The organism is Terriglobus saanensis SP1PR4 (assembly GCF_000179915.2).
Lineage (GTDB): Bacteria > Acidobacteriota > Terriglobia > Terriglobales > Acidobacteriaceae > Terriglobus > Terriglobus saanensis.
On record NC_014963.1, the window covers coordinates 880,276 to 897,751 of the forward strand.

General features: G+C 57.2%; 14 protein-coding genes. 5 read left to right on the plus strand and 9 right to left on the minus strand.

The window, feature by feature from the left end; genetic code table 11:
• Window positions 1-81: 81 nt before the first annotated feature.
• Complete coding sequence (locus ACIPR4_RS03665) at window positions 82-1,677, plus strand: ArnT family glycosyltransferase (RefSeq protein WP_245536444.1); 1,596 nt, start codon at window positions 82-84, stop codon at window positions 1,675-1,677.
• A 40-nt stretch (window positions 1,678-1,717) separates the two neighbouring features.
• Here the strand turns inward: ACIPR4_RS03665 and ACIPR4_RS03670 are convergent, their stop codons facing one another.
• The 3 genes from ACIPR4_RS03670 to ACIPR4_RS03680 all read right to left on the minus strand — a co-directional run bounded on the left by ACIPR4_RS03670 (window position 1,718) and on the right by ACIPR4_RS03680 (window position 3,911).
• Entirely contained in the window at window positions 1,718-2,077 is a 360-nt protein-coding gene (locus tag ACIPR4_RS03670; protein WP_013567301.1) for a hypothetical protein, read from the minus strand.
• Between the two features lie 209 nt (window positions 2,078-2,286).
• Window positions 2,287-3,018 carry an SDR family NAD(P)-dependent oxidoreductase gene (locus ACIPR4_RS03675; protein ID WP_013567302.1) on the minus strand — a complete coding sequence of 244 codons (732 nt, stop codon included), beginning with the start codon at window positions 3,016-3,018 and terminating at the stop codon, window positions 2,287-2,289.
• A gap of 284 nt (window positions 3,019-3,302) precedes the next feature.
• The gene (locus ACIPR4_RS03680; RefSeq protein WP_013567303.1) at window positions 3,303-3,911 is read right to left on the minus strand and encodes a class I SAM-dependent methyltransferase; all 609 of its coding nucleotides are present in this window, start codon (window positions 3,909-3,911) and stop codon (window positions 3,303-3,305) included.
• A gap of 110 nt (window positions 3,912-4,021) precedes the next feature.
• On the opposite strand from ACIPR4_RS03680, the gene ACIPR4_RS03685 reads away from it, so the two are divergent.
• Together ACIPR4_RS03685 and ACIPR4_RS03690 are read left to right on the plus strand one after the other, a co-directional pair.
• On the plus strand, window positions 4,022-4,378 hold the full coding sequence (locus ACIPR4_RS03685; protein WP_041585903.1) for a PadR family transcriptional regulator: 357 nt from the start codon (window positions 4,022-4,024) through the stop codon (window positions 4,376-4,378).
• Between the two features lie 2 nt (window positions 4,379-4,380).
• The gene (locus ACIPR4_RS03690; protein WP_013567305.1) at window positions 4,381-7,050 is read left to right on the plus strand and encodes an ABC transporter permease; all 2,670 of its coding nucleotides are present in this window, start codon (window positions 4,381-4,383) and stop codon (window positions 7,048-7,050) included.
• Between the two features lie 8 nt (window positions 7,051-7,058).
• Here the strand turns inward: ACIPR4_RS03690 and ACIPR4_RS03695 are convergent, their stop codons facing one another.
• Window positions 7,059-7,874 carry a GAF domain-containing protein gene (locus tag ACIPR4_RS03695; protein ID WP_041585904.1) on the minus strand — a complete coding sequence of 272 codons (816 nt, stop codon included), beginning with the start codon at window positions 7,872-7,874 and terminating at the stop codon, window positions 7,059-7,061.
• Window positions 7,875-8,289: 415 nt separating this feature from the next.
• On the opposite strand from ACIPR4_RS03695, the gene ACIPR4_RS03705 reads away from it, so the two are divergent.
• Entirely contained in the window at window positions 8,290-11,733 is a 3,444-nt protein-coding gene (locus ACIPR4_RS03705; protein WP_013567307.1) for a TonB-dependent receptor, read from the plus strand.
• Between the two features lie 59 nt (window positions 11,734-11,792).
• On the opposite strand, the gene ACIPR4_RS03710 is transcribed toward ACIPR4_RS03705, so the two are convergent.
• The 5 genes from ACIPR4_RS03710 to ACIPR4_RS03730 form a co-directional block, all read right to left on the minus strand.
• A complete protein-coding gene (locus ACIPR4_RS03710; RefSeq protein WP_013567308.1) occupies window positions 11,793-12,473 on the minus strand; it encodes a glycosyltransferase in 681 nt (226 codons plus the stop codon).
• A complete protein-coding gene (locus ACIPR4_RS22035; protein ID WP_013567309.1) occupies window positions 12,427-13,239 on the minus strand; it encodes a UDP-2,3-diacylglucosamine diphosphatase in 813 nt (270 codons plus the stop codon). The genes ACIPR4_RS03710 and ACIPR4_RS22035 overlap by 47 nt, the downstream gene beginning before the upstream one ends.
• 163 nt (window positions 13,240-13,402) lie before the next feature.
• Window positions 13,403-14,557 (minus strand): aminotransferase class I/II-fold pyridoxal phosphate-dependent enzyme, encoded by a 1,155-nt coding sequence (locus tag ACIPR4_RS03720; RefSeq protein ID WP_013567310.1) that lies wholly within the window; start codon window positions 14,555-14,557, stop codon window positions 13,403-13,405.
• Window positions 14,558-14,674: 117 nt separating this feature from the next.
• On the minus strand, window positions 14,675-15,289 hold the full coding sequence (locus tag ACIPR4_RS03725; protein ID WP_013567311.1) for a thioredoxin family protein: 615 nt from the start codon (window positions 15,287-15,289) through the stop codon (window positions 14,675-14,677).
• 96 nt (window positions 15,290-15,385) lie between these two features.
• On the minus strand, window positions 15,386-16,306 hold the full coding sequence (locus ACIPR4_RS03730) for a ferritin-like domain-containing protein (protein ID WP_013567312.1): 921 nt from the start codon (window positions 16,304-16,306) through the stop codon (window positions 15,386-15,388).
• 267 nt (window positions 16,307-16,573) lie between these two features.
• On the opposite strand from ACIPR4_RS03730, the gene ACIPR4_RS03735 reads away from it, so the two are divergent.
• Window positions 16,574-17,341, plus strand: a complete 768-nt coding sequence (locus ACIPR4_RS03735) for an SDR family oxidoreductase (RefSeq protein WP_013567313.1) — start codon at window positions 16,574-16,576, stop codon at window positions 17,339-17,341.
• Window positions 17,342-17,476: the final 135 nt, after the last annotated feature.

The window sequence follows — 17,476 nt, forward strand, 5'->3', positions numbered from 1 at the left end:
TAAAATTCTCGTCAATTGCGATTGATTTGGGGAACTGGCCGCAATGCCTCTACGTACTTCCGGTCATACTCTATGGAATCTATGATGATTCGTCCCGCCGATTCAACATTGCGCCAAGCCCTGCGTCTCGCCGCCATCTTCGCGGCTGTAAAGCTGGCACTTCACTTTGCTCTTACCTTGTGGACCGAGCATCTGGGATATGGCTACTTCCGCGATGAGTTCTACTACATCGCCTGCGGACGTCACCTGGCCTGGGGCTATGTCGATCACGGACCGATTGTGGCCTTGCAGGCGCGGCTCGGTGAGTTGCTCTTTGGTGATTCGGTCTTTGCCATCCGCATTCTGTCGGCCGTCGCTGGCGCGACCACCATCTTTCTCACGGGCATGATCGCATGGGCGTTCGATGGTCGGAGGCCTGCGCAGGCATTGGCGATGTTCGGCTTGATTGTCTGCCCGCAATATATCGGCACCGATGGTTATCTCTCGATGAACTCCTTCGAGCCGGTCTTCTGGATGACCTGTGTACTCGCTGTGGTTCTGATTCTGCGTGGCTACTCCCAACGCTTCTGGTGGATCGTCTTTGGCGTATCTGCAGGGATAGGTCTGCTGAACAAACCGTCCATGGCCTTCTTTTTGGCGGCCGTTGGGCTGGGCTTGCTGCTCACGCCGCAGCGCCGAATCCTCTGGTCGCGGTGGACCGCAGTCGGCCTTGTGCTGATGCTCCTGATCGCTCTGCCCAACGTGCTTTGGCAGATCCACAACCATTGGCCGACACTCGAATTTCTCCACAATGGTAAGGTCGGGCATAAAAACATCGTCCTGGGTCCAGTCCAGTTCTTCCTGGCGCAGTTCAACAATATGCAACCAGTGAATGCGCTGGTCTGGATTCCAGGCGTTGTGGCGTTGCTCCGTGCGAAGTCAATACGCGAAGGACGCTGGCTCGGTCTTACTTACCTGTTTTTCTTTGTCCTCATGCTGGCCCTGCACGCCAAAGACTATTACCTCGCCGCGATTTACCCGGCCTATTTCGCCGCTGGCGGCATTGCCTGGGAGCGGCGGTTCTCTGGCTCGCGCGGTGTACAGCGCAACCGCGTCGTGGCCTTTCCTCTCTTCGAAGCCGTTCTGTTGGTCACAGGCCTCATCCTTTTGCCGATGAGTTCGCCGGTATTGCAGCCCGATGCCTGGGTGCGCTACACTACGGCTTTACACTTGCGTGGGGACAAGATGGAGACTGCGGCCACAGGTCCTCTCCCGCAGTTCTACGCGGATCGCTTCGGCTGGCAGCAGGAGGTGAGCATTGTTCAGAACACCTTTCAATCTCTCTCACCGCAAGATCAACGGCGCGTTTGCATCTTCGCCAACAACTACGGCGAGGCGGGCGCAATCGATTTACTCAGTTCTCTTCAGGATGCGGGACAGCCCCTGCATCTACCGTTGGCAATGAGCGGACAAAACAATTATTGGCTATGGGGGACCCATGGCTGCGATCCAGATGTCGTGATCGCGGTGATCCGCGACACCCCAGAAGCCGTGTCACAGAAGTATCAATCGGTTACGATCGTCGGCCGCATGGACAATCCATGGGCTATGCCCTTCGAGCACAAAAATATCTACCTGCTTCGCGGGAGACGATCATCGGCCCCTTTCAGCTGGGCCGACGAGAGGTTCTACTTTTGAGCTCTTACCCGACAGATAGCGGGGAAAACGTAAGCTCCTTTCATGCTGCAAGAGCGGCGCAGGCAAGCAGTGCAGCGAAGAGCGCCACGACCATTCGAGGTTGGGAGTATTCAAGAAAGAGAAAGCAGATAGCCAGCCACGCCGCTGCTGCGGTAAATCCGAGCGTCAGGCCGGGCCAGTGACTGACTGCCGAGCTTCCACTCCGCAAAACGAGGATTGCCAGCAACGCAACAAGAACCTGTCCCAGCGCATACGCGGTATTCAACCCGTAGTAGAGCGTCGTCTCTGGGCTTGGCGCGCGTTTGCCGCGGACGTACTGGGAAATTACGTCGACGCCGAAGTGTAGTAGACCTCCCAACAAAAGCCAACCGTACGCTGCGTAGAGAAGTTTGATTCGCATCCTTCATCCTCACTTTCGCGAGTATAGGAAGAGCGCTCTCTTTTGGGAATAAGGCACTTGAAAGTACGTCAGGCACTCAAAAGACAGTGTCAGGCAGGATGAGAGAACGGGACTCTCCTGATAGAAAGTCAAAACGCTCCCGACCTCTGCACGATGTTGCTCGCGAAGAGGCGAGAGCGTTGGTTTTGGTGAACCGGTCCAGCTCGAATTTAGATCGAGGCGGTGCCACCGTCGACGAAGAGCTCAACGCCGTTGACGAAACTGGAGTCGCTGGAAGCGAGGAAGAGGGCGACGGTGGCAATCTCTTCCGGACGTCCCATCTCGCCACGTGGGATCAGAGATTTGAAGAACTCCCTGGTGTCGGTGTCGAGGTGGCCGAGGAGAGGCGTGTCGATGGTGCCGGGGCTAAGGATATTGAAGCGGATGCCGCGTTCCTTAAGTTCTACAAGCCAGGTGCGAACGAAGGACCTTAGCGCAGCCTTGCTGGCACTATAGACGCCGCAATTTGGGAAACCTTTGACACCCGCGATGGACCCGTTGAGGAAGATCGAACCGTTATCCTTGAAGAGTGGTAGTGCCTTCTGCACGGTGAAGAGGGTGCCACGCACATTGAGGTCGAAGGTACTGTCGAAGTTCTCTTCGGTGACCTCTCCCAGCTTTTCGAGATATCCCCGCCCTGCGCTGGCAAAGAGGATGTCGATCTTGCCCTTCTCGCGTTTGACGACCTCGTAGAGACGATCGAGATCGGCGAGGTTAGCGGCGTCTCCCTGTACGCCGGTGACGTTTTTGCCGATGGTCTTAACGGCTTCATCGAGCTTGTCCTGGCGGCGTCCGGTGATGAAGACGTATGCGCCCTCTTCAACGAAGAGTTTAGCGGTAGCGAGCGCCATGCCTGATGTGGCTGCGGTGATGACGGCTACTTTTCCTTCGAGCTTTCCCATAGTGTTTTTTCACTCCCAATTCAATTGCTTTTATCGGTGTCCAATTTTTGCTTGATTGCAGAGGCTGGACCGCCCGACAGCTCGACTGAATAACAGACGAATCGAGCGGAGAGTAGTTTCGTGAATACGGGGAGGAATGCACTAGAATGAGCACTTTTATGTAAGTTGAGTATTTTTGTATAAGCCATTCTTTACTTCAGCTCCGTTTGGGTATTTCACGCACCCATTCTTTCGCGATGAAGTCGCGAATGAATGGGGCACACTTCCACATCTGATTGAGGGTTTTAGGCGTAGCGCTTTCTTAGGACCCAAGTCGTCATGCAGCGATAGTCCTGCACGATGGTGGTTTTGAGAGGGTCGACGAGGACGGCGTTTCTTTTGGCAGTCTGAGCAAGCAGCATCGCTTCGTCGACAAGGAACCATTCAGAGCCGTCGCCGGTACGATAGATGTTTTCTCGTATCTTCTCGAAGTTCATGCCGATGCGTGAGCCGAGGCGGCAGAAGAGTAGGCCGCCGGGCTTCACGGTGCGCCAAAGTTCCGTCAGCATGGCCTCGAAGTGCTCTTCGTCCTTGGCAAAGTGGAGCACGGCATTGCAGAGGACGACGTCGGTGAAGGCATCGGGGAAGGGCATGCGGTCGATGCGGCCTGTCTGGAAGTTTTCGGAGGGTAGGCCGGTTTCGAGCGAGGCGGAGAGTTGGCGAACGTGTTCAACAGCGGCGGGGTCGGCATCGAGTGCGAAGACTTCGCAGCCTTCGCGGAGAAGGTGTACGAGATTGCGGCCGTAGCCGCATCCGGCGTCGAGAATGCGCATGCCGGGAAGGATGTTTCCCCGCAGGATTTGATCGAAGAGATAGATGTCAATCTGGCCGAACTGTTCTTGCACGTTAAGCATGAGTAGTGAGACCCCTGCTATCACTTTACGCACCGGGAACTTTTCCATTGTCGTTCGCGTATGGGTATTTGGGTTGACATCCGACCCGAGCGCGGAGATACTCAGGTCGAATGCCTACCCAAGATAGAAGTCAAGATCGGATTGCCTTATTGCAGGGAACGCTTGACCTGCTGATTTTAAAGACGCTTCTGTCCGCACCGGTGCATGGTCAGGGTGTGGCGCGAATAATTCAGCGCCAGTCGGAAGAGGTCTTCTTTGTGGACCACGGGTCGCTCTATCTTGCGCTGCAGCGGCTGGAAGACAGGAAGTGGATCTCTGCGAAGTGGGGCGTGAGTGAAAACAATCGCAAGGCGCGGTTCTATTCACTGACTCCCAAAGGCCGAGAGCACCTGGTAGAGAAGACCAGCGAATGGCGTCGGCTGGCGCGTGCGATGGCGATGATTCTCGATGCTCCTTTGGAGGGCTGAATATGTTCTGGCGCAGACGAAGTCCGGATGATTTTGCGGAAGAGATCAAGAGTCACCTTGAGCTGGAAGCGGATGAACTGCGGCGCGAAGGGATAAGTGAGCGCGAGGCGCATTGGAAGGCGATGCGCGAGTTCGGCAACGTAAGAGCGGCACAGGAGAGGTTCTATATGAAGGGTCGATGGATCTGGCTGGACAAGTTAATGCGCGATCTTCGTTTTGGAATGCGGTCTTTGTGGAAGACCCCTGGCTTTACCGTGACGGCGGTGCTGACGCTGGCGTTGGGCGTGGGCGCAAATACGGCGGTGTTCAGTGTGATGAATGCGGTGCTGCTGAAGTCTCTTCCAGTGGAAGATCCGCAGCGTGTGGTCTACGTGAAGACATCTGGTGCGCCGCGTCGAGCGAACAACACAGGCAACTGGGACACGTCGCTTTCTTACCCGGTCTATGATGCTCTTCGGCGCGAGAAGAATGTGTTGAGCGACGTGATGGCGTATGTGCCTCTGGCCAACGACAAGATTGGTGTGCGCATCGGAGCGCAGCCGGAAGAGGCCGAGGCCGACATGGTGAGCGGCAACTTCTTTTCGGGGCTGGGCGTGAAGATGGTGCGCGGCAGAGGCTTTATAGGGAGCGACGAAACCGACCATGCGCCGATTGCAGTGCTTAGTTCGAAGTACTGGACTGCGCGTTTTGCGAGCGATCCGGATGTGGTGGGGAAGACGATTTACGTGAAGGGCGTTCCGCTGACGATTGCGGGTGTTGCTGCCGCTGGTTTTGAAGGAGTCGAGCCGGGGCATTCCACGGATCTATGGATTCCGCTGCAGAACAGTGAAGCGTTGAATGCGTGGGGCGCGCCGTTCAGAAAGGGCAAGAACTTCATGCAGGTGCCGGACTGGTGGTGTCTGCGCATGGTGGCACGACTGGCTCCGGGAGTGAGTAGAGAGCAGGCAGCGCAGCGTTTGCAGGGAACGTTCAAGGCTGCTGCCTATATCAGTCTGGGATCTCCACTCGCGGGAGAGAAGCCGCCGGTGTTGAGCTTCGACGAGGCGAAGAATTTCCCCGGATACGAAGAAGAGTGGGGCAAGCCGCTGCGGATGTTGATGGCGATGGTGGGCCTGGTGCTCCTGATCGCGATGACGAATATCGTGATGCTGTTGATGGCGCGGAATGCAACACGGCAGAAGGAGTTTTCGCTCCGACTGGCACTGGGTGCGCAACGAGGTGAGTTGCTGCGACAGCTTCTGGTGGAGAGTCTTCTGCTGGTGACGCTGGGCGGAGCCTTGGCGTGGGCATTTGCGCAGGGTGCAACGCGGATGCTGGGGATATGGGCGCACATCGATTCGAGCTTGTCTCCAGACAGGATGGTGCTGCTTGCGACGCTGGTCGTTCTGTTGCTCGCTGCTGTGCTGTTTGGCCTGGCACCGTTTCGTACCGCAGTGGCGGGCGGGGCTGAGATGGCGCTGAAGACTTCGGCAGCTACCTCTGGCACCGATGCAGGGAAGACTCGCACGGGCAAAATCGTAGTCGCGCTGCAGATGGCCCTTTGTGTGGTGTTGCTGGTCGGCGGTGGGCTGTTGGTGCGGACGCTGCAGAACCTGCAGAATATCCCGCTGGGGATACGGACGGAAGGGCTGCTGGTGTTTGGTGTGAGTCAGCCAAATGCGACGACGGGAATGCAGAGTGTCCAATTCTATGAAGAGTTGCTGCGGAAGTTGCGCGCGTTGCCGGGTGTAGAGGCGGTTACGGTGATGGGCAATCGCGTGGGCTCCGGTTGGTCGAACAACAATAACGCGATGGTGGATGGGAAAGAGCCTCAGCCCGTAGGTGGCGGATCGACCATGCAACGCAACAACTACGTAGGCGCGGACTTCTTCCATACGCTCGGCATTCCGATCGTCATGGGGCGTGAGTTTGCGGATGTGGACACGCCGACATCGCAGCAGGTGGCGGTAGTCAGCGAGTTGTTTGCCCAGCGATTTTTACCGAATGTGAATCCGCTTGGACACCACATCAATGGGAACAGCAAAAAAGACGATGTCGTGATTGTGGGTATCGCAAAGAACAACAAGTACACGAGTATGAATGAAGAGCCGATCCCGATGATCTGGTACCACTACGCCCAAGCGGGCGAACCGATGGCCATGCATGTGGAGATGCATGTCAATGGAGACCCGATGAGCATGTTGCCTTCGGCACGCAAGGTGGTAGCGAGCCTCGATCCAAATATTCCGCTGGTGTTGCCGATGACGCAGCGAGCGCAGTTTGAGCAAAGCATCTCGCAGCAGTTGATGTTCGCGCGGCTGGCGGAGTTCTTTGGTGTGCTGGCGGTAGTGCTGGTGGCGACCGGGCTTTATGGAACGCTGGCCTATCGCGTGAGCATGCGAACAGCGGAGATCGGTGTTCGTATGGCTGTAGGCGCACGTAGAGGACAGGTGGTCTGGATGATCCTGCGAGATAGCTTGATCTTGACGGGAGTTGGTGTGTTGGTGGGAGTTCCGCTGGCAATGCTGGTGGCCCGCGCGCTGACGACCTCACTCTATGGAGTGAAGCCGATGGACGTGATGAGCTACGTGATGGCGGTAGTGGGTGTGACTCTGGTGGCGCTAGCGGCGAGCGCCTTACCTGCCGGAAGGGCGGCGAGTGTCGATCCTTTGACGGCCTTGCGCGCGGAGTAACAGTGCCGCTAACTGCGGTTCAGAGCGTCTATGGGGAGAGCGAGTAGCTTCTTTACTAGAGCCGAAAGCTTGTTGAGATCGCTGGACATCTCCGCGGCGAGGGCCTTCGTATCTTGTTGAGAGTCTCCTTCGGCAGCAAGGTAGACGAGATTCGTGAGGCTCTGCAACGGATTGTTAATACGGTGTGCGAGTTGGTTCGCCATGGCGGCTGCGGCGGAGGCTGATGCCTGGCGCATGAGGATCTTCTGCTGGCGATTCTGACGGACGCCCATGGCCGCGAAGTTTGCAAGGGCTTCCATTAGACGGCAATCGTTCTTGTCGAATGCTTCGGTCCGTTCGTGCGCCATGATCCAGAGGGTTCCGTGGGTCTCTTCCACCTGCCAGGGGATAAGTATGCCGTCGGTGACGATTTCGGCTTCAATACCCATGAGATCGAAGAATTGGGGATGAACACGAAAGAGTTGCGGCTGACCCCTTTGGATACAGACGCTGCAGGCGCTCGGGTAGGAGGGCAGCGTGGCATCGACGAAGCGTGCATACTTCCCAGCGGTGGCGACCCAGCTGTAGGTCGTGTTGGCAGCGTCGTCTTTGTTCTCAATGCTGATGCCCGCACTGTCGGCTCCGCAAAGATCGACAGCGGTGTTGACGAGTTCCTGCAGGATCGTCTCGGGGCGGTCTACGAAGGCTTGGGCGAGGCGTTGCATGCCTGCGAGCTGAGTCGCCGCGTCGCGGGCATGGAGATGCCGACGTGTGAACTCGAAGTCTGTTTCGAGGTCCACCACTTCAAGCCCCGTTCCTGCGAGGTTGGCTAGGTCCGTTTCCACTGCTTCTGAAGTGTGACAGGATATGAGCGAAAAGAACAATACAGATCTGCGCGTCCGGGATATGCATGCGGCCATGCAAGTTGATCCCATGAAGGTGCTCCCAGGGAACGTGCTTTCCAAGCAGCCTTCCGATGAGTTGAGATGGGTAACTTCTCTTGGGGAAACATCCCTCAAGAGGTCGCAAGCGTTTGCAACAAATGCTTTTGGCGGCCATAAGTCCAATGGAACTCGTATGCAATGTGCCTTTGCCTGGGTCAAACGGTGAGTCACTTGCCAATCGTCTGCAACGACGCTGAGTGTAGCTCTGCTCCAGAAATGGTGCGGAGACGGAAATAAGCTTTCCTAAGAGTTGTCATGAACAAGCCGGGACAGAAGAGCCCGTAAATGGTGTTGAAGGTTTTTGGAGGTCTGAGCTGTGAAGGATTTTGGGAAAAAGATGTTGAGGCTGGCGTTGGCGCTCGCGCTCGGCGCGGTTGCTTTTCAAGTGACGCCGACTTTGGCGAAGTATCAGGTCGGCGAGGCGCAGAACACAAACGCGACCATTCGTGGCCAGGTATTGGATCCGACTGGCGCACTGGTTCCCGGGGCGAAGGTCACCATCATTAATCAGGCGACGAATGTGCAGGTCTTCGATGGAACGACGGACTCTGCGGACAGTTTTGTCGCACCGCAGGTGATTCCGGGAGCGTATCGCTTGACCGTGGTGGCCCCTGGATTGAAGACGGCGACGGTGAACGACCTAATCGCAACGGTCTCTCAGGTTGCATCCATCAATATTGATATGCAGGTTGGCGACATGACGGATGTTGTGACGGTGATGTCCAAGGGCGAGCAGTTGGATCGTTCGACGTCGAATATCTCTACGTTGATTTCGCCTCAGGATGTTGAGAATCTTCCCCTGAACAGTCGCAACGTAGAAAATCTGCTGGCGTTTGTGCCCGGTGTGGCGACCGGTGGGAATCCTACGCAGGTGAACACTTCACAGCTCTCGATCAACGGAAGCCGAACGCTGAACAATGAGATTCTGTTAAACGGCGTTTCGACGATCATTGCTTCGACAGGATCGCCCTTGCTGCTTCCCTCACCCGATGGCATCGATGAGTTGCGCTTTCTTACGGCGAACGCTCCGGCGGAGTATGGCCGTACCTCGGGTGCAGTCCTGGCAGCGAACACGCGTTCGGGAACCAACGTGTATCACGGAGCCGTATATTTTCTCGGCCGCAACGAAGCTCTGAATGCCAATAGCTACTTCTTCAATTTGAATGGAACGCCACGCGCCCGAGATCGCTTCTTCCAGATGGGCGGATCGCTGGGCGGACCTGTTTGGATCCCTCATGTTTACGACGGGCACGACAAGCTCTTCTTTTTTGCGAACTATGACCGGACGATCCGCAGGGTCCCTTCGAATACGACTCCGATCACGATTCCGAACCAGGCAGAGCGCGCTGGTGATTTTTCCGCCGCAACCAACCCCGTCTTTCAGCCGGGCGGTACTGCGACGCCGCAGTTTGCGGGGAACCGTGTGACGGGAATCGATCCTGCAGCGGCGAAGATTATGGCTCTTCTGCCACTCCCAAACGTTGCTGGTTCGCCTGATGCGGTGAATGGCCGAACGACAGCGAATTATCTTGCGCCAGTTACGACGTCGCAGGATCAGCTGCGACTCGTCGCCCGCGTGGACTATCAGATGACGCAGAAAGATCGCTTGGGGTTTGCGATGTATCGCTTTACCAGCAGCGCCCCCAATGCGGTTTTTTACAACGTGCCACTTTTGAACACTAACTATGATTGTGCCTGTAGCAATGCGTGGGTCGGTTCGGCGGATTACACGCGCACCTGGACGTCGACTCTCGTTTCCGACTTTAATATGGGCTTCTTCCGGAATGCGGTCTTCCGCAATCCTCCTGGAGCGGGCATGGGCGCTTCGGCGGCACTCGGTATTGCGAGTCTTCCGCTGGACCAGACGCCGCAGATGACAGTCACCGGATACAACAATATCGGTGCAGACACGAATACGAACCAGATCAACATCACCAATACCTTTTCGCCTTATGGCACGGTGACGAAGACTTTCGGTCCGCATACCTTTCGCTTCGGTGGCTCGCTCCGCAAGAACCAGTTCAACTCTTACAATCCTTCCGGCAGTCCGAACGGGTCGTTCGCGTTCGATGGCAGCATCACCAATCACGGTAGCAATGGCAATGCCTCGACAGCTCTGGCAGATTTCCTGACCGGCAATATCAAGACCGCTAACTATCAGTTGCCGATGCCGGAGACGGGCCGTCGCAACTGGAACCTCGGTGCCTTCTTTCAGGATGACTACAAGATCACGCCGAAGCTCACGATGAATCTCGGCATCCGCTACGAGTACGAGTCGCCCATGAAGGTCGCCAACGATGTGTATTCCCGCTTCAATCCTTTGACAGGATTGATTCTCCGTGCGGGAGTCAATGCTTCGGATTCATTGAATATCCAGACACCCAAGGCAAACTTCTCGCCTCGGATCGGACTGGCGTTCAGCCTGAACGATAAGACGGTGATGCGTGCCGCGTTCGGCACATTCTACGGAACGATCTTCCAGAACCTTGGTGGACAGGTCGCGTTTCCCGGATACGACCAGACGCAGCAGTACAACAACCTGGGAACGGCGGTCGCGCAACCCTTCAAGTTGTCGCAGGGAATTCCGTTGACGCTGACTCCAGATGTGACGGCCTCGTTTGCTGCGATCCCAAATCCGACAGACACATCACGCGCCGCTACGCCTTACTCGATCAGTGGCGTTTCCTTCGACAAGCTGAGCCCGATGCCGTTGGTGCAGCAGTGGAACTTCGGTGTGCAGCGTCAGTTACCGTTCGCCATCACCTTCGAGGCGAACTACGTCGGAAATCATTCGCTGCATCTGCCGTACAACATTCCCTTTAATAATGTGGCGATCTCGCAGTGGGATTCCGTCTCCCAGGCGAATACGACCACGGCGACTCAGTTGGCGAGACCCTTTCCGGCACTGCAGGGAATCACGGTCGTCCAGCACGTCGGTATGTCGAACTACAACTCGTTGCAACTCGTAGGACGCAGGCAGTTCAATGCGAAGTTCGTTGTGCTGTCGAGCTATACCTATGGCAAGGCGCTGGATGATGGCAGCTCGATTTACAACTTCTCCGCTCCAAACGGATCAGCGAACGCACAGTACGCAGGCGATGCCTCGCTCCGCAGGCAGGACTATGCCGTGAGTTCGATCGACATCAAGCATCGCGTGAACATCGCTCTCCAATACACGACGAGCGGAGCGTGGTGGCTGCGCGGATGGAATATTGCGCCTGCGTTCGTCGGGCAGACGGGGATTCCGATCAACATTACGCAGAACAATTTGATTCCGAGCGTCTCGCAACAACGACCGAACGGGCGGGCACAGGATGTGATTGTGAAGCCATACTTTGACGGTACGGTTCTCCGGTACTTCAAGAAAGTCGACACGGCGCAGGGACAGACCAATTATCCGCTGCAGCCTTCCGGCCCTATTTATAATCCGGCACGTACGGTCCGCATTATTCCGAGCGCGCTGGGAACGATGCCCAGGGATGCGGCAAGGGCCTTCGGTCTGATCCAGTTCGATGCTTCGGTTTCTAAGACCTTCGACGTGTACAGGAACCTGAAGTTCCAGTTCCGTGTCGACGCATTCAACGTGCTGAACCACACGAACTTCAACGCACCCAATGCCACTCTGACCGCGGCAGCGGACCAGATCGGAAGCACGGGAAACTATGTGGCAAACTTCCGTGCGGGGTCGAACACCTTCGGTCAGATCACGGGGACACAGCCAGCCCGACAGTTGCAGTTGGTAGGGCGGTTCAACTTCTAAGTGTGCGCTGTATTCAATAGAACGGCCACCCCTGCGGGTGGCCGTTTCTTCGTTTGGAGCTAGCCGCGGGAGTAGTAACGGCGCCGTGTGAGAGGTTGTTCCGGGCGTGTGGTCCAGTAATCATGGGATTTCTGGAAGTGGCCGGGGTTGCGCGCGTTGACCATGGTCTTGAGGAAGAGCCACGTCATACCCAGATGGCCTGTCTTCTGGAAGCGGCGGTTTGAGGTGTGCGCTTCTCCACGGATGATGGCGAAGCGCAGCGGCGAGATTTTGCGCGTGAAGTCGTAGTCTTCCGCAAAGAGAGCAAGTTCAGAGAAGCCGCCCAGGGCTTCGAAGCGGGCACGGTCCACGAGAAGGAACATGCCTGTGCCGAAGGGGCGAAGCCAGGTAGAGAGGTGTTGCGCGAGATTGGAGGCACTGTAGAGGATGCGGTCGCGAAGTCCCGTGGAAGTGCAGGCGATGTTGACGGTCGCGCAGTGGAGTTGGCGTCCGCGCATGGCCCGCATGGCGCGGCGGATGAGGGTCGGGTCCTTGAGTTCGATGTCTGCATCGAGGAAGAGGATGAAGGTGGATTGGCTGGCGCGTGCGCCGTTGTTGCGGGCTACGGAGGGCAGGCCGCCGGGGATGATGGTGATGTCCAGACGATCATGGAAGCTCAGGGCTTCTTCGACAGTACGGTCAGTCGATCCGGCATCAGCAACGTAGACTTTCGTAGGCCGCGAGTGCAGGTAATCCTGCATGCTCAAAGAGGCAAGGAGCTTCGGCAGGAAGTTCTCTTCGTTCTTCGCGGGTATGACGATGGCGAGTTCGGGAAACGTCTCTGTATTCACGGAGGTGGACTCCTGTTTCGTCGATCGTGATGTAGGTAGGGATCTGTTCGACCCAGCAACCGGTGTTGAAGTAGTCGATCCCGTTGCGGGAGCGCATCGTGGGAAGGTGGGTGTGTCCGCAGAAGATGCGGTCGGCGTAGCCCGCGGCCGCGTAGGTGAGCGCGCCCTCGGCTACCTTTTCCGTGAGGCGGAGCCAGCGCGTGCTGAGGCGATCGAGGGTGTTGGTGAACTTCTTGCTTTGGGTATCCCAGCGCTGAAGGTGCTCGTAGATGCGAACGCCAATGCGGGAGAGAAGATAGTTCTTCGACACGAAACGATCGAACTGATGGCCGTGGATGGCGATATGCCGTTTCCCCGCAAACTGCCAGACGTAGCGCTGGTAGACGGAGATGCCCATGAGGTGGGACATCAGGTTGGAGAGGCCGAGGTCGTGATTGCCTTCGACCCAGATGACTTGTTTGCGACGGCGGGGGTTGGAGAGCCGCCGGATCTCCGAGAGGAACTCCCAGTGGTCGCGCGTGAGACGAGCGAAGTTGAGATCGGAAAAAATATCGCCGAGGAGAATCAGACGATTGAAGGAGACGGTGCGAAGAAGTTGAACGGCGTCCGCGGCCCGGCTGGCTTCAGAGCCGAGGTGAAGGTCGGACAGGATGAGGGTGTCGCAGGACTCTCTCATGACGTCCTCAGGATGGCACAGTAATTTTTACTTTACTAGTGCAAATGTGGAAATATTTTGTGGATATTGACCATAGTGAATCTCCTGTGGTGCAGAACAGGACATCTAGTTACCGATAACGTAAATATTCGATGAATAAACGTGGAGTGGCCCTCAAGCTGCTTCAGGAGATTTTAGCTACGGCCAGGGCCTGGTGGATGTCTTCGAGAAGGTCGGCCGTGTATTCCAAACCGATGCCGAAGCGCACCAGACGCGGGCCGTGTTGGGCAACGATGCGGGTGTCGTCGGGATAGGCCATGACGACGGAAGTGGTGCCTCCCCAGGAGTACCCGATCATGAAGAAGCGCAGGGCGTCGACGAATGCTTCGGTTTGTTCGCGGGTGGTGTGCTCGTGGAAGACGATGGAGAAGAGCGCCGCAGGGCCGGTGAAGTCGCGCATGAAGCTGCTATGTCCTGGGTTGGAGGGAAGTGAGGGGTGGAGCACGATCGCGATGGCCGGGTGGTTCTCCAACGCCCTTGCAAGGGTGAGAGCTGATTCGGCGGCAGCGGCGAGGCGGACGCTAAGCGTCTGCAGGCCACGCAGGGCGAGGGTGCAGTCATCGGGCGAGGCGGTCAGGCCGAGGATGCGGAAGGTGTCGCCGAGTTTTAAGTAAAGCGCGTGGTCTGTGTGCGGTGCCGTGGTGACGCAGCCAAGGACGAGATCGGAGTGGCCTCCGATGTATTTGCTGATGGCCTGCATGCTGATGTCGATGCCGTGATCGAATGGGCGAAAGAGCACGCCGGCAGAGTACGTGTCGTCGATGACGGTAAGTATGTCTTTGCCGCGAAGTTCTTCCATCAGTGCGGGGATGTTCTGGACCTCCATGGTGACGGAGCCGGGGGATTCGAACCAGACGAGGCGTGTATTCGGACGAAGGTGCGCGGAGAGTGTGCCGAGCGGGTTGTAGAAGGTGGCTTCGATGTGAAGCTGGGTGATGAGTTGCCGCATGAGATCGCGATGTGTCCCATAAATAGTGTCCGGGATGAGCACGTGATCGCCGGGACGCAGAAGAGCCAGGTTGATGAGGGCGATGCCAGCCTGTCCGCTGGGCACGATGAAGGTGTGGCTGCCGCCAGTCATCGTGGCGATGCGCTGGGAGAGATCCAGCGTCGTGGGTGTGCCGTAGATGCCGTAGGTATAGGGCTTCTGCCAAGTCGCGTCAGCTGTCGCGGCAAAGTTGGGAAAAACAGTAGTGCTGGCGCGGTGGGTGCTGGGAGCGAGGGACTTGAATCCAGCGGGAGGTGCGTCGGGGTGAAGAAGTTTTGAGCGCCAGTCCATGAGGGGATTGTAAGTCAGCGGGTCAGCGGGTCAGCGGGTCAGCGGGTCAGCGGGTCAGCGGGTGTTTGGATGGGGAGGTGGGTATTGGGTTGCCCTCCCCGTCCTCTGTTTCCGGATTTAGCTTTCTCGCCACTTGATGTTGCAGCCCAGGGCGGGCACCTGATTCTCGAGTGGTGGCTGGCGGGCAAACATGTTTTGAATGGCGGCGCGGAGGTCTGCGCCGTCGGAGGCTTTGCCGTCCGAGATGTCGGCGTACTTATTGGGACGTGTGCCGTCGATCTGGCCGTGGTACGCGAGCTTCAGTTCGCGGTCGAAGAGATAGACGTCCGGTGTGCAGGCTGCGTGATAGGCGCGGGCTACTTCCTGAGACGGATCGACCAGATATGGGAAGCTCCAGCTGCAGCGGTCGGCCTGAAAACGCATAAAGTGGGGCGCGTCCTGAGGGTAGGCATCGGTGTCATTAGAGTTAATCGCGACGATGGCGAGCGGGCCTTCTCCAGCAAGGCCGTTGAAGTCGCGGCCGATGCGAGCGAGCTGGTCTTCGACGTGTTGCACGAAGGGGCAATGAACACTCGCGAAGATCACAAGGAGGCCAAGGCGCGGGCAGCCCTGCGGATGTGAGGCGAAGATCTCGTCGCGGGAGAGCACGGTGTTCGACCGAACGTCGAGAAGTTCAAAGGCGGGAGCGATGGTGCCGAGGGAGAGTTCCGAGTTCGATTCTGTGCGAGCCATATAGCGATGTTAGATGTTTGGCTTGCGGGGCGGAGATGCAAACAAAAGAGAAGCGGCCCGTTGTGGGCCGCTTCAAGGGAGAGCATCTGCGTTGGTTTATACGGTCTTGATGTTGCCGTTGAGACCAGCGGGGAAGAATCCGCCAGACGCTGTTCCTGCTGTGGCACTGCCATACACGATTGCAAGGACTTGCGAGGTGGAGCGCTGATAGGCGAAGCCGGGATTGGTGCCGGTCTGCGCCGTGGTGGCGCCCGAAGCTCCCGCAGTGGCAAAGAATCCGCCATTCGCAGTGGTTGGGCCAGCAGCTGCAAGCGTTGCGCCCGCGTCGGCAGGCTTCACATCGTAGTTGTCCGGGGTTGTGCCGGAGTAGGCTGCGGCGTTCTGGATGGCGAGGAGACGGAAAGCGCCAGCGTGGAAGGCTTCCACGGCGAGGATCTGAGCGGCTGCCTGAATATTTGCAGCGGTGGGAAGAAGTGTGACGGCACCCGCATAGGCCGTAACGCCGACGTCTTCGATCAGACGTGCGAGGGAGAGATAGTTGGTTGCCGTGATGGCAGAGAGATTCAGATTAGGGCGGGTCACGGCTGCAGAGCTAAGAGCAGAACGAAGGTCATTGACGTGGCTGATCTCGTCAAAGTAGACCTCGGCGAGCAGATCCGCGATGAGCGGGGGAAGACCTACAAGCTTTGCTGGCGCGCCCGTGACAGTACCTGTGCCGCCGGTCGATGCGGAAGGAATATCTGCGCCCGTGACGAGGTACGAATACAACGTCGCTTCAAAGTACTCGAGGTTAAGCGCGAAGTTGAGAACGTCTGTTTCGGAGACGCCTGCTGCTTTGACGACGGTCGTTGCTGCGTCGTCGCCGCAGCCGGTGAGAAGGCCAGCTCCAGCGATGGCTGCGCCCGTGATGCCAATCCCGGCCATGAAGTTGCGGCGGTTTAGAGAGCGAGCGATGTTGATGTGGTGGTTTGCTTTCTGTTCCGCGGTGGGAGTAGCGGTGAGTTCTTCATGAGCCATTGGAGTGGCCTCCTTGTGTCAGTAGGAACGGAGCGACCGCGAACGTTGGATTGGTATGGACCAAAGGATTCTTTCGATGGCTCGATATGACGTAAGCGGCACTTGCTTCTGGTCAAGCCATGCGCGAGCCCATTGAAGAACGGTGTGGGTCGGAATAATTCAGGGCCTGAGGAGTCATTACATGGGGAGTTCGAGAGCAGAACTTCATTTTTATTCAAGCAGTATCCGGAGATCGGCCCACACGCGGTCTGTGGGGAAAGGCAGGAGATGAAACTCAAAGGCAAAAGGGCACTGATTACCGGGGGAAATAGCGGGATTGGTCTGGCCACGGCACAGCTCTTCATCCAGGAGGGCGCCCATGTGGCGATTACTGGCCGGGATCAAGCGACGCTCGAGGAAGCGGAAAGCAAGCTTGGTGCAAGGGCAAGAGCTTATCGGACGGATGTGAGTGACTCTACCGCGCGCAAAGAATTCTTCGTACAGCTTCAGAAGGATTTCGGTCATCTGGACATCGTCTTCGCCAATGCAGGTATCGGTGGTGCGACGCTCGTAGGCAGTTCCGATGAAGCGCTCTTTGAAAGTGTGCTTCGTACCAACGTGACCGGTGCCTACTTCACTGTAGAAAGTGCGGTGCCCCTGCTCAGAGATGGGGCTTCTATCATCTTCAACGGTTCGATTGCAGGGAGCCTGGGCCGGCCGGGTTATGCAGCCTATGCTGCAAGTAAAGCTGGAGTCCGTGCAATGGCGCGTTGTCTTGCAGCGGAGCTTTCCTCGCGCAACATCCGCGTCAACGTTGTCTCTCCGGGCGTGATTACGACACCCATCTGGGACCGCTCGTTTACGCCGGAGCAGATCATTCAGATCGAGAAGCGCGCACGAGAACTTAGCCCGCTGGGGCGTGTGGGTCATGTCGATGAGGTTGCGAAGGCAGTCCTCTTTCTTGCCTCGGAGGATTCTTCTTACGTGCAGGCGATCGAGATGTTTGTAGATGGAGGCATCATGGGGACTCCGTATGGCGGCCCCGGTCTACGGTAGAAGCGCGGATTTTTCTTACATGTGCGTGTTGCGAGGAAGTCCGTTGATTGAAAAGGTTCCATCGATTAAAGGTGTCAATTTAAAGCGACTAAATTCACGGCTTATTATGACGTCTTTCCGGACGTAGTGAATGAG

Bases quoted from the DNA above. Each gene is read 5' to 3' on its own strand.
- ACIPR4_RS03665 (WP_245536444.1), top strand. From the start codon at position 82: ATGATGATTCGTCCCGCCGATTCAACATTGCGCCAAGCCCTGCGTCTC.
- ACIPR4_RS03670 (WP_013567301.1), bottom strand. From the start codon at position 2,077: ATGCGAATCAAACTTCTCTACGCAGCGTACGGTTGGCTTTTGTTGGGA.
- ACIPR4_RS03675 (WP_013567302.1), bottom strand. From the start codon at position 3,018: ATGGGAAAGCTCGAAGGAAAAGTAGCCGTCATCACCGCAGCCACATCA.
- ACIPR4_RS03680 (WP_013567303.1), bottom strand. From the start codon at position 3,911: ATGCTTAACGTGCAAGAACAGTTCGGCCAGATTGACATCTATCTCTTC.
- ACIPR4_RS03685 (WP_041585903.1), top strand. From the start codon at position 4,022: ATGCCTACCCAAGATAGAAGTCAAGATCGGATTGCCTTATTGCAGGGA.
- ACIPR4_RS03690 (WP_013567305.1), top strand. From the start codon at position 4,381: ATGTTCTGGCGCAGACGAAGTCCGGATGATTTTGCGGAAGAGATCAAG.
- ACIPR4_RS03710 (WP_013567308.1), bottom strand. From the start codon at position 12,473: ATGCAGGATTACCTGCACTCGCGGCCTACGAAAGTCTACGTTGCTGAT.
- ACIPR4_RS22035 (WP_013567309.1), bottom strand. From the start codon at position 13,239: ATGAGAGAGTCCTGCGACACCCTCATCCTGTCCGACCTTCACCTCGGC.
- ACIPR4_RS03720 (WP_013567310.1), bottom strand. From the start codon at position 14,557: ATGGACTGGCGCTCAAAACTTCTTCACCCCGACGCACCTCCCGCTGGA.
- ACIPR4_RS03725 (WP_013567311.1), bottom strand. From the start codon at position 15,289: ATGGCTCGCACAGAATCGAACTCGGAACTCTCCCTCGGCACCATCGCT.
- ACIPR4_RS03730 (WP_013567312.1), bottom strand. From the start codon at position 16,306: ATGGCTCATGAAGAACTCACCGCTACTCCCACCGCGGAACAGAAAGCA.
- ACIPR4_RS03735 (WP_013567313.1), top strand. From the start codon at position 16,574: ATGAAACTCAAAGGCAAAAGGGCACTGATTACCGGGGGAAATAGCGGG.